The sequence below is a fragment of the Burkholderia latens genome (genome assembly GCF_902499045.1).
Classification (GTDB): Bacteria; Pseudomonadota; Gammaproteobacteria; order Burkholderiales; family Burkholderiaceae; genus Burkholderia; species Burkholderia latens.
Window position 1 is genome coordinate 1 of the sequence record NZ_CABVPL010000087.1, and the last position, 11,134, is coordinate 11,134.

The window sequence follows — 11,134 nt, forward strand, 5'->3', positions numbered from 1 at the left end:
CCGGGCCAGCGGGCGCGCGTCGGCGCGCTTCGGCGCGCGCCCGCAGCGGCTCGGCGCGACGCCGTTCGCGATCGCGGATCGCGCGGCGGCGCCGACGTCCGTGCGAACGCCGGATGGCGCGACGCAGCGCCGCTTCGACGAGACCGTCGTGCGTCAATGCGGGCCGCATGTGCCGCCCCGGCTCCGTCGCGAATTCCGTGCCCCCTAACTTCCCGGCGCTTGTAAAAAAGCGGCTTCAACGGCTCTGCATATCGGGGACCGAAACCCGCAAACCCGCGCCGGACGGCGTTTCGCGGCACTGGCACGGAAGCTGCATCGATTCCTGCATACGAATTCCGTACACCGTCAGGAGGGCATCGATGTCAGTCACGCTTGCGCTCCAGATGCGACAGCATCTGGCACTCACGCCGAGGCTTCAGCAGTCGCTTCGCCTGCTGCAGTTGTCTTCGCTCGAATTCCAGCAGGAATTGCGGCAGGCGCTCGACTCGAATCCGTTTCTCGAAGATGGCCAGAGCGACGACGAAGTCGGCGCCGATGCGCCCGAGCCCACGGCCGACGCCGCGGCCGCCGAAACGGCGCCGGAGCGCGACGATGTGCGTCCGCCGGACGGCGACGTGTCGTACACGGCCGCGCCCGCGCCGCGCGGCGCGGGCCGTCAGGGCGAGGACGGCGGCGATCTGTCGCCCGGCGAATGGATGGCCGCCGAACCGTCGCTGCATCAGCAGCTGCACGACGCGCTGCGTCTTTATCCGCTGAACCGGCGCGACCGCGAGGCCGCGCGCCTCGTGATCGACGCGCTCGACGACGACGGCTACCTGCGCCAGGAGCTGTCCGAACTGCTCGTGGCCGCCGACCCGGCGCTGCTGCTGACCGAGCAGGATCTCGCGGTCGCGCTGCGGCTCGTGCAGATGCTCGATCGTCCCGGCATCGCCGCGCGTTCGCTGTCCGAATGCCTGGTGCTGCAACTCGACGCGATCCCGGCCGGCACGCCGGCGCTCGCGGAAGCGAAGGTGATCGCACGCGAGCATCTCGAGCGCCTCGCGCGCCGCGAGACGGCGGAGATCCAGCGGCGCGTCGGCTGCAACCAGGCGACGCTGCAGGCTGCCTGCGCGCTGGTGCGCGGGCTCGATCCGCGCCCGGGCAACCATTACGGCAGCACGCGCGGCGACTACGTGGTGCCCGACGTGATCGTGCGCCAGGTGCGCGACGAATGGATCGTCACGATCAATCCGGCCGTGCTGCCGCGCGCGCGGCTGCACGAGCGCTATGCGACGCTGTTCGCGCAGTCGAGCGGCGAGCGCGATTCGCCGCTCGGCCAGCAGCTGCAGGAAGCGCGCTGGCTGATCCGCAACGTGCAGAAGCGCTTCGACACGATCCAGCGCGTCGGCGAATGCATCGTCGCGCGGCAGCGCGACTTCTTCCGCTACGGCGAGATCGCGATGAAGCCGCTCGTGCTGCGCGACATCGCCGAGGAACTCGATCTGCACGAATCGACGGTGTCGCGTGCGACGGGCAACAAGTACATGGCCACGCCGCACGGCACGTTCGAGTTCAAGCACTTCTTCCCGCGCAAGCTGGAAGCGGCCGGCAAGGGCGTGTGCTCGGCGTCCGCCGCGAAGGTGCTGATCCGCGACATGATCGCGAGCGAGCGCCACAACGATCCGCTGTCGGACGTCGCGCTCGCGCAGAATCTCGCGGGCCGCGGCATCCTTCTTGCGCGTCGTACCGTCACCAAGTATCGCCAGGCGATGAAGATCCCGCCGGCCGAGCTGCGCCGGCGCGACGCCGCATGACGATGCCGTTCTTCGAACTGCGCGCGGCACGCGAGCCGCGGTGCCCGCGCGCGTCACCAAGAGGAGGAAAGCCATGCCAGCCAAGTCCCAGGCACAGCAGCGCGCCGCGGGGGCCGCCCTGTCCGCCAAGCGCGGCGACACCAAAATGAAGGACCTGAAGCCGCCTTCGAAGTCGATGGCCAAATCGATGAGCGAGAAGGAGCTCGAAAAAATGGCTTCGACGCCAACCCACGGCAAACCCAGGCACAAGCACGATTCTTGATCGCCGCCGACAGGCGCCGGCGGTCACCGTTCTCCAGGAGGAATTCATGCTTCGATACGCTCTCATCTTCTTCGTCATCGCGATCATCGCCGCCGTGTTCGGCTTCGGCGGCATTGCGGCCGGTGCGGCCGAAATCGCGAAGATCCTGTTCTACATCTTCGTCGTGATCTTCCTGGTCACGTTGCTGCTGGGTGTCGTGCGCCGATGACGGCCTTGCCCGACCGTTCGCAGCGCATCGCCGAACTTGAAGGTGCGCTCGCGAACGGCTTTCCGTCGGAGTCGACCGTCGTCGTCGATGCCGACGACGCGTCGGGCCGGCTGACGATCCACGTGTCGTGGGTGCGCGTGCCCGCCGAGGACAGCGCGCGCGCATGGCGCTGCGCGGTCGACCTGCGGTTCGACGCCGACGTACTGGAACGCTACGGGTCGCTCGGCGCGGCCGACCGGCTGCGCGTGCGCACCCAGCTGTGCGACCGCGCGCGGCGCGCGGTGGACGAGCAGAAGCCGCGCGTCGAGGACGCGGCAATCGAATGCAGCGTCGCGCTCGACGTGACGCACGCGGAGTTCGAACGCGCGCTACGCGCGCCCTGACGCCGCCGCCGCTCGCAGCGGCACCGCCGGCCATGGCGACGCGGCCCGCCCGCTTCGCCCGTTTTGCGCGCCGGTATTCGTGCGTCGCGCCGCGGCCGCGCACGAAACCGTGCTTCACCGAACCTAAAACGAGGACTCGCCGATGACGAATCCCCACCCATCCGGCCAGCCGCCGTCCAACCCGCCGCAACCCGACAGCGCGAAGTCGCGCCAGCTGGACGAGAACCGGCTGCGGCCCGACGGCCAGGCACTGCGCACCAACCAGGGCGTGCGCATCGCCGACAACCAGAACACGCTGCGCGCGGGCGCGCGCGGTCCGTCGCTGCTCGAAGACTTCATCATGCGCGAGAAGATCACGCACTTCGATCACGAACGGATTCCCGAACGGGTCGTGCATGCGCGCGGTTCCGCCGCGCATGGCGTGTTTCGCGTGTACGAGTCGATGGCCGACTATACGAAGGCCGCGTTCCTGCAGGACCCGGCGGCCGAAACGCCGGTCTACGTGCGCTTTTCCACCGTGCAGGGCCCGCGCGGCTCGGCCGATACGGTGCGCGACGTGCGCGGCTTCGCGGTGAAGTTCTATACCGAGGAAGGCAACTACGATCTCGTCGGCAACAACATGCCGGTGTTCTTCATCCAGGACGCGATCAAGTTTCCCGACTTCGTGCACGCGGTGAAGCCGGAGGCGCCGAACGAGATGCCGACCGGCGCGTCGGCCCACGACACGTTCTGGGATTTCGTGTCGCTCGTGCCGGAGACGACGCACACGGTGCTGTGGCTGATGTCCGACCGCGCGCTGCCCGCGAGCTATCGCGCGATGGACGGCTTCGGCGTGCACACGTTCCGCTTCGTCAACGCGGCCGGCGCCGAGCATTTCGTGAAATTCCACTGGCGCCCCGTGAGCGGCGCGTATTCGCTGCTGTGGGACGAAGCGCAGCGCATCGCCGGCCACGATCCGGACTTCAACCGGCGCGATCTGTGGATGGCGATCGAGCGCGGCGACTATCCGGAGTTCGAACTCGGCGTGCAGCTGATCGATCCGGCCGACGCGCGCAAGTTCGACTTCGACCTGCTCGACCCGACCAAGCTCGTGCCGGAAGAACTCGTGCCGGTGAAGCCGATCGGCCGGATGACGCTGAACCGCAATCCCGACAACTTCTTCGCGGAAACCGAGCAGGTCGCGTTTCATCCGGGGCACGTGGTGCCCGGCATCGATTTCACGAACGATCCGCTGCTGCAGGGGCGCCTGTTCTCGTACACCGACACGCAGCTGAGCCGGCTCGGCGGCCCGAACTTCCACGAGCTGCCGATCAACCGGCCGCTGTGCCCGTTCGCGAACAACCAGCGCGATGCGATGCACCGGCAGACGATCGCGGTCGGGCAGGCGTCGTACGAACCGAATTCGCTGAACGGCGGCTGGCCGCGGGAGACGCCGCCCGCGCCGTCCGGCGGCGGGTTCGAGACGGTGCACGAGCCGCTCGAAGGCGAGAAAGTCCGCGTGCGCAGCGAATCGTTCGCCGATCACTTCTCGCAGCCGGCGCTGTTCTACCAGAGCATGACGGAGATCGAGCAGCGGCATATCCGCGACGCGTATTGCTTCGAGCTCGGCAAGGTGACGCGGCCGGAGATTCGCGAGCGCGTGGTCAACGAGATCATCGCGCGCTTCGACGCCGGGCTCGCCGCGCAGGTCGCCGAACGGCTCGGGCTGCCGGCGCCGCAAACGGCCACGACGCCGGCCGTCAGGCAGCGTGCGCCGTCGCTGAGCCTGATCGGCCGCTCGAAGCCGGACATCCGCTCGCGCAAGATCGCGCTGGTCGCGACGCCGGGCGTGAACCAGGCGCTGGTCGAGCAGGTGCGCAGCACGCTCGCGGCCGCGGGCGCGGTGCCGACGATCGTCGCGCCGACGCTCGCGCCGATCGGCAGCCTCGTGCCGCAGGCGACGCTCGCCGGGATGCCGTCGGTGATGTTCGACGCGGTGTTCGTATGCGGCGGCGACGGGCAGAATCTGACGCACAGCGCCGATGCGCGACACTTCGTGCGCGAGGCGTTCAAGCATCTGAAGCCGATCGCTGCGGTCGGCTCGGGCCGTCAACTGCTGAGCGCCGCGCACCTGCCGGACCCGGCCGAAGGCGTGTGCGTCGGGCAGGCGGTCGATCTCGACGCGGTGCTCGGCGCGTTTTGCGGCGAAATCGGCCGGCATCGCGTGTGGGCGCGCGAGCAGCAGGCAGCCGAGCTGCCGGCTTAGCGCGGCCCGCCGCGTCGGGCGGCGGGCGCGTCCGCAGCAAAGGAGGACAGGCATGCCACCGCGGATGATATGGAAAGGCGCGATCAGCTTCGGGCTCGTGCACGTGCCCGTGCAGCTGTTCCCGGCGACGCGCACCGTGAAGCCGTCGTTCAGGCTGCTCGACAAGCGCTCGATGGATCCGGTCGGCTACCGGCAGATCAACAAGCGCACCGGGAAGGAAGTCACGCGCGAGGACATCGTGCGCGGCTACGAGTACGAAAAGGAGCGCTACGTCGTACTGACCGACGACGAGATTCGCGCGGCGAATCCCGAGTCGACGCAGACCGTCGACATCCTGACGTTCGTCGACGCGGACGCGGTGTCGTTCCTGTATCTCGACACGCCGTACTACCTCGTGCCGGACCGCAAGGGCGAGAAGGTCTATGCGCTGTTGCGCGACGCGCTGAAGGACAGCGGCAAGATCGGTATCGCGCTCGTCGTGATGCGCGACCGCCAGCATCTCGGCGCGCTGATTCCGGTCGGGCCGATGCTCGCGCTCGACACGCTGCGCTGGCAGGAGGAATTGCGCCCGCTCGACGAGCTGCAGGTGCCGGCCGACGACGCGAAGCGCGCGGGCGTGACCGCGCGCGAACTCGGGATGGCGAAGAAGCTGATCGACGACATGTCCGGCGAATGGACGCCCGACGAGTATCACGACACGTTCCGCGACGACATCCTCGAGCTCGTCGAGCGCAAGGTGCGTGCGGGCAAGATCGAGGAAATCGAGGAACGCCCCGCGCAAACCGGCCGCGCGGCGACCAACGTGCTCGACCTGACCGAGCTGCTCAAGCGCAGCCTGAAGGGCGGTGCGGGCGCGAGGGCCGCGGATCTGCGCAACGAGCGCAACGAACGTAACGAGCGCGCCGGGCGTGACGAGGACGAGGATACGGATGCGTCGTCTTCGTCGCCTCCTTCGTCGCGCGGCGGCGCGCGCCGCAAGCCGGCGGCGAAATCCGCGACGAAGGCGCCCGCGGCCAAAACCGCGGCGAAGCGGCCGGCCGCGAAGCGTGCGGGCGCCGGCGAGCATGCGGCGAAGAAGACCGCCGCACGACGCAAGCACGCAGCCTGAGCGCGGATGACGCCGCGAAACGCGAGGTGACACGATGGCCGGCAAGCTCGATCCGTATCGCCGCAAACGCCATTTCGACGCGACGCCGGAGCCCGAGGGCGTGCACGGCCGGCGCCGAACGAAGGCGGGCGCGCAGCCGGACGCGCGGCCGGCCGCCCGCACGCGCCATCCGCTGCGCTTCGTGATCCAGGAACACCACGCGCGGCGGCTGCACTACGACTTCCGGCTCGAACTCGACGGCACGCTGAAGTCGTGGGCCGTGCCGAAAGGGCCGAGCTTCGATCCGACCGTGAAGCGTCTGGCGGTGCACGTCGAGGACCATCCGCTCGAATATGCGTCGTTCGAAGGCGAGATTCCGGCCGGGCATTACGGCGCCGGGTCGGTCGTCGTATGGGACGAAGGTACGTGGACGCCCGACGGCGGGCTCGCGCACGCGCGCGAAGGCTATCGCGCGGGCAAGCTGACGTTCCGGCTCGACGGCCACAAGCTGCACGGCGGCTGGGCGCTCGTGCGCAGCGGGCGGCAGGAAGGGCGGCAGGAGCAGTGGCTGCTGATCAAGGAGCGCGACGACGACGCGCGCAGTGCGGACGAATTCGACGTCGTCGGCGAGCGGCCGGGGAGCGTGCACGACGGCGACGCGTCAACGTCGGCGTCGCGTGCGGATGCCGGCGGCAGTTCAACGCGCGCGCGCGGTTCGCCGCGCGGCCGCGGCGACAAGGCCGCTCCCGCTCGCAAGCGCGGTGCGCGCGCCGGGCGGCACGACGACGGCCACGGTCACGAAGCCGACACCGACGCTAACACGGATGCCGGCGCGGGCCGGCCTGCCGACCCGTCCGAGGTCGACGGCGCGGTGCGTGCGCCGCTGCCCGAGCGCGTCGCGCCGCAACTCGCGACCTTGGTCGACGCGCCGCCGACGCAACGCGGCTGGTGCTACGAACTGAAGTTCGACGGCTACCGGATGCTCGCGCGCATTTCGGGGAAGGGCACGCGGCGGCGCGTCACGCTGATGACGCGCGAAGGCCGCGACTGGACCGCGAAGCTGCGTGCGCAGCGCGACGCGCTCGCGGCGCTGGACGTCGACGACGCATGGCTCGACGGCGAGGCCGTCGTGCTCGGACCGAACGGCCTGCCCGACTTCCAGGCGCTGCAGAACGCACTCGGCGCCGGACGTTCCGATGAAGTCACGCTGTTCGTATTCGACTTGCCTTACCTCGACGGTTACGATCTGCGCGACGCGCCGCTCACCGCGCGCCGCGCGCTGCTCGAACCGCTGCTTGCCGACAGCGATCCCGCGCGGCTGCGCTTCTCGCCCGATCTCGGCGAAGACGTCGCATCGCTGATCGCGAGCGCATGCGACACCGGGCTCGAAGGGCTGATCGGCAAGCGCGCCGACTCGCGTTATCGCGCCGGCCGTTCGCCCGCGTGGATCAAGCTCAAATGCCGGCGCCGGCAGGAATTCGTGATCGGCGGCTATACGGAGCCGTCGGGCAGCCGCAGCGGCTTCGGCGCGTTGCTGCTCGGCGTGCACGAACCGTCGGGCGGCGGCACGCGCTCGCGCGGGCCGGGGCCGCTGCGCTACGCCGGTCGCGTCGGCACGGGCTTCGATACGCGGATGCTCGACAAGCTCGCGGCGATCCTGCGCAAGCACGAGCGCGCGACGCCGCCGTTCGATCCGCCGCCGCGCGAGCGTTCGCGCACGCCGGTGCACTGGATCGAGCCGACGCTCGTCGCCGAATGCGAATTCGCCGAATGGACCGGCGACGGCATCGTGCGGCAAGCGGCGTTCATCGCGCTGCGCGAAGACAAGCCGGCGTCGCAGATCGTGCGCGAGGTGCCCAGGCATACGGAAACCGCGGAAAAGGAGAGTTCGATGGATCAGCGTCAGACCACGCACGGCGACGCGCGCAAGCACGCATCGCACACGGCGCGCGACACGGACGATCGCAAGACCGGCACGCGCGCGCGCTCGTCCGCGCGCGCCGCGGGAGACGATGGCGGCGCCGGCCGGCTCGGCCGCGTGCGCATCACGCATCCCGATCGCGTGATCGATCCGCACAGCGGCACGCGCAAGATCGATCTCGCGCGCTACTGGCAGTGGGTTGCGCCGTGGCTGCTGCGCGACCTGAAGGGCCGCCCGGTGTCGCTGGTGCGCGCACCGGGCGACATCACCGGCGAGCTGTTCTTCCAGAAGCACGCGGAGCGTCGCGAGATTCCGTTCGTCACGCAGCACGAAGGGCTCGATCCGGGGCATGGTCCGCTGCTGTCGCTCGACAGCGTCGACGCGCTGCTCGGCGCCGCGCAGATGGGCACGATCGAGCTGCATACGTGGAACGCGCATGCATCGAACATCGAGCGGCCCGACCGGATCGTGTTCGACCTCGATCCCGATCCGGCGCTGCCGTGGAGCACGATGATCGAGGCCGCGCAGCTCGTGCGCGGGCTGCTCGACGAACTGGGCCTCGCGTCGTTCTGCAAGACGAGCGGCGGCAAGGGGCTGCACGTCGTCGTGCCGATCACGCGGCATATGGGATGGGACGACGTGAAGGAGTTCTCGCGCGCGGTCGCGCAGCATGTGGCCGGCGCGCTGCCCGACCGCTTCACGGCGACGATGGGGCCGCGTCACCGGCGCGGCAAGATCTTCATCGACTACCTGCGCAACGGCCGCGGCGCGAGCACGATCGCCGCGTACTCGGTGCGCGCGCGGCCCGGCATGGGCGTGTCGGTGCCGCTGCGCTGGGACGAAGTGCCCGACACGACGGGCGGCGACCAATGGACGATCGGCACGCTGCACGAACGTCTCGACCGGCTGAAGCGCGACCCGTGGGAAGGCTACGACGACACGCGCCAACGGATCACCGCGCAGATGCGCGCGCGGCTCGGCCGGTCGTGACGCGCTCAGCGGCGGCGATGCTGCAGCCGGTAATACCAGTCCATCAGCGGCGTCGCGGACACGCCGTGCGCGATCACCGACGCGCAGACGACTGCCAGCACCGGCGCGGCGAGCGGGCGCACCGCGCTCGACGGCCCGTGTTCGAGCGCGAACAGCAGGTAGTAGAACGAGCCGATGCCGCGGATCCCGAACCATGCCATCAGCCGCCGCTGCGCGTGCGTCGCACGTGAGCCGGTGAGCGTCAGCAGCACCGCGACCGGCCGCACGGCCACGAACAACAGCACGGCCAGCGCGGCCGCGCCCCACGTGACGAGCGGCGCCGACAGCGCGGCGAGCACGCTGCCGATCATCGTCATCACGAGCGCTTCCGCGATGCGTTCGAGTTCGATCGTGAAATCGAGCACCGACTCGGCCATGAACGCGTGCACCTTCTCCGGATGCTTCTCGGTCGCGACCACGTCCTCCGAATCGATGCGGCCGATCACCTCGCGCGGCGGGCGATCGCCGCTCGCGCGATGTTCGACGCGGCGCATCGCGACGCCGGCCGCGAACGTCGCGATGAAGCCGAACGTGTGCGCGAGCTGCGCGGCGCCGTACGACAGCACGATCAGCGCGAGCGCGAAGAAGCCTTCGAAGCCGAGCGCCTGCGCATAGCGGGTGCGCAGCCAGCCGATCGCCTTGGTGGTCGCCGCGCCGAGCGCGCCGCCGATCGCGGCCGCGCCGACGATGCCCCACAGCGCGAACAGCGCGAACGTGCCCGACAACGCCGGCGGCCCGTGCGGCGTGCCGGGCGCGCCGCACAGCGCGAGGCCCGCGAGCGCGAACGGCAGCGCGATCCCGTCGTTCATCCCGCCTTCGCCGGACAGCGCGAAGCGCACCAGATCGCGATCGCCGGGATCGTGCACCTGCACGTCGTGCGCGAGCACCGGGTCGGTCGGCGCGAGGATCGCCGCGATCAGCAGCGCGGGGCCCCAGCCGAGCCCCAGCGTGAGCACCGCGCAGCCGGCGAGCAGCGGCACCGTGACGACCATCGCGAGCAGGCCGAGCCGGCACGGCACGAGCCACAGTTTGTCGGACAGCGGCACGCGCAGCCGCAGCCCGATCGCGAACAGCGACACCAGCAGCGCGACCTCGACGATCTCGCGCAGCAGCACCGCATCGCGCTCGATGTCCAGATGGAGCAGCCCGGCGCCGGACGGGCCGAGCGCGATGCCGAGCGCGAGATAGATCATCGCGCTGCTGCACGGCAGATGGCGCAGCGCCGACGTCGCGACGCCCATGCTCAACAGCACGACGCCGATGATGAGATACCACAGGGTTTCATGCATGCGTGACGGTGGGGGAGGTGGAGCAGGTCGATACGCGGACGCGGTGTGCGCGCCGCGCCCGTGACGGCCGACGGTCGCAACAAGCCGTCACGGCTTGCGGCCGAACGCCTCGCGCAGCTTCCGCTTCGCGCGTTCGAGCGTCGTGCGGCGTGTTTTCGGCAGGTTGCGGCCCGCGCGATTCACGTAGAAGTTCAGCATCGACATCGCGGACTGGAACGGCGTCGCCTTGCGGCGGCGGCTGTGTTCGGCCGAGCGCTTCAGCGACGCGGCGATCTCGCCCGGATCGTCGGACTTGAAGATGTGCGGCTCGAGATCGAGCGCATCGCTTTTTTGCATCACGCTGGCAGACCAGCGCCTGCGGCGATGCGGATCGTTGCTGCGCGCGCGGCCGGGGCGGCGCGTCGCGCGTTTGCCGCGCGGATGGGAGGCGGTGGCTGAGGGCATGGGCGGCAGCTCCGTACGGGGTCGGCAGGAATGGCCGCAGCGCCGCAAGGCGCGTGCCGCGCCCACTGACGGCACGCGCCTTGCTGAACCGAAAGCGTAGGAAATTCCACGACGGCGGTTCTATTGAGGGAGAACGCTCCATGAAGCCAGCATCCGAATCGAAATTCGCCGCGCACCGGATTGTCGCGTGCGCGGCCGTTGCGCTCGTCGCGGCCGCACCGGCCGCATGGGCGCAGAACTCGCAGCGGCCCGGCGAAGGGACCGGCGCGCCGATCCTGTCGCCGCCCGACACGTCGGCGCAAGGCACCGGCAGCGGCATGACGAACGGCAATACGGCGGCGCCGCCGCCTGCGACGCGCATGCAGGAGCCACGCGGCACGCGCTCGCATGCCCGCCCGCACGTGCGCACCAAACCGGGCGGCCCGAACGGCGCCGGCACGGGCGGCAGCGGCAGCACCGGCGGCGGTAACGGC

Annotated in this window: 11 protein-coding genes; 9 read left to right on the plus strand and 2 right to left on the minus strand. The window is 70.2% G+C overall.

The annotated features are described in order from the left end of the window. From BSE24067_RS31680 to ligD, 8 genes are all read left to right on the plus strand, one after another. A partial coding sequence (locus BSE24067_RS31680) for a hypothetical protein (protein ID WP_217460375.1) occupies positions 1-208 on the plus strand: 208 nt, incomplete at its 5' end. 151 nt (positions 209-359) lie between these two features. Further along, positions 360-1,793 (plus strand): RNA polymerase factor sigma-54, encoded by a 1,434-nt coding sequence (locus BSE24067_RS31685; protein WP_151068401.1) that lies wholly within the window; start codon positions 360-362, stop codon positions 1,791-1,793. 73 nt (positions 1,794-1,866) lie between these two features. Beyond that, entirely contained in the window at positions 1,867-2,055 is a 189-nt protein-coding gene (locus tag BSE24067_RS31690; RefSeq protein WP_038572123.1) for a DUF3008 family protein, read from the plus strand. A 46-nt stretch (positions 2,056-2,101) separates the two neighbouring features. Then, positions 2,102-2,263 (plus strand): DUF1328 domain-containing protein, encoded by a 162-nt coding sequence (locus tag BSE24067_RS31695; protein ID WP_006398937.1) that lies wholly within the window; start codon positions 2,102-2,104, stop codon positions 2,261-2,263. Further along, positions 2,260-2,646 (plus strand): DUF3022 domain-containing protein, encoded by a 387-nt coding sequence (locus tag BSE24067_RS31700; protein WP_151068402.1) that lies wholly within the window; start codon positions 2,260-2,262, stop codon positions 2,644-2,646. Before BSE24067_RS31695 ends, BSE24067_RS31700 begins: the two co-directional genes overlap by 4 nt. 142 nt (positions 2,647-2,788) lie before the next feature. Then, positions 2,789-4,891, plus strand: coding sequence for a catalase HPII (gene katE, locus BSE24067_RS31705; protein WP_151068403.1), 2,103 nt, complete (start codon positions 2,789-2,791; stop codon positions 4,889-4,891). A gap of 52 nt (positions 4,892-4,943) precedes the next feature. Further along, positions 4,944-5,999, plus strand: a complete 1,056-nt coding sequence (ku, locus tag BSE24067_RS31710; RefSeq protein WP_151068404.1) for a non-homologous end joining protein Ku — start codon at positions 4,944-4,946, stop codon at positions 5,997-5,999. 34 nt (positions 6,000-6,033) lie between these two features. Further along, positions 6,034-8,889 (plus strand): DNA ligase D, encoded by a 2,856-nt coding sequence (ligD, locus tag BSE24067_RS31715; RefSeq protein WP_151068405.1) that lies wholly within the window; start codon positions 6,034-6,036, stop codon positions 8,887-8,889. Positions 8,890-8,894: 5 nt separating this feature from the next. Here ligD and BSE24067_RS31720 read toward each other — a convergent pair whose 3' ends face one another. Further along, positions 8,895-10,217: a cation:proton antiporter gene (locus BSE24067_RS31720; RefSeq protein ID WP_151068406.1), complete on the minus strand. Its 1,323-nt coding sequence runs from the start codon at positions 10,215-10,217 to the stop codon at positions 8,895-8,897. 87 nt (positions 10,218-10,304) lie between these two features. Further along, positions 10,305-10,661: a DUF3175 domain-containing protein gene (locus BSE24067_RS31725; RefSeq protein WP_151068407.1), complete on the minus strand. Its 357-nt coding sequence runs from the start codon at positions 10,659-10,661 to the stop codon at positions 10,305-10,307. Positions 10,662-10,801: 140 nt separating this feature from the next. Between BSE24067_RS31725 and BSE24067_RS31730 the strand changes: the two genes are divergently transcribed. Then, positions 10,802-11,134, plus strand: a 333-nt coding sequence (locus tag BSE24067_RS31730) for a hypothetical protein (protein WP_174904989.1), incomplete at its 3' end; no start/stop codon positions are given.

Bases quoted from the DNA above. Each gene is read 5' to 3' on its own strand.
- BSE24067_RS31725 (WP_151068407.1), bottom strand. From the start codon at position 10,661: ATGCCCTCAGCCACCGCCTCCCATCCGCGCGGCAAACGCGCGACGCGC.
- katE (WP_151068403.1), top strand. From the start codon at position 2,789: ATGACGAATCCCCACCCATCCGGCCAGCCGCCGTCCAACCCGCCGCAA.
- BSE24067_RS31690 (WP_038572123.1), top strand. From the start codon at position 1,867: ATGCCAGCCAAGTCCCAGGCACAGCAGCGCGCCGCGGGGGCCGCCCTG.
- BSE24067_RS31695 (WP_006398937.1), top strand. From the start codon at position 2,102: ATGCTTCGATACGCTCTCATCTTCTTCGTCATCGCGATCATCGCCGCC.
- BSE24067_RS31685 (WP_151068401.1), top strand. From the start codon at position 360: ATGTCAGTCACGCTTGCGCTCCAGATGCGACAGCATCTGGCACTCACG.
- BSE24067_RS31720 (WP_151068406.1), bottom strand. From the start codon at position 10,217: ATGCATGAAACCCTGTGGTATCTCATCATCGGCGTCGTGCTGTTGAGC.
- BSE24067_RS31700 (WP_151068402.1), top strand. From the start codon at position 2,260: ATGACGGCCTTGCCCGACCGTTCGCAGCGCATCGCCGAACTTGAAGGT.
- ligD (WP_151068405.1), top strand. From the start codon at position 6,034: ATGGCCGGCAAGCTCGATCCGTATCGCCGCAAACGCCATTTCGACGCG.
- ku (WP_151068404.1), top strand. From the start codon at position 4,944: ATGCCACCGCGGATGATATGGAAAGGCGCGATCAGCTTCGGGCTCGTG.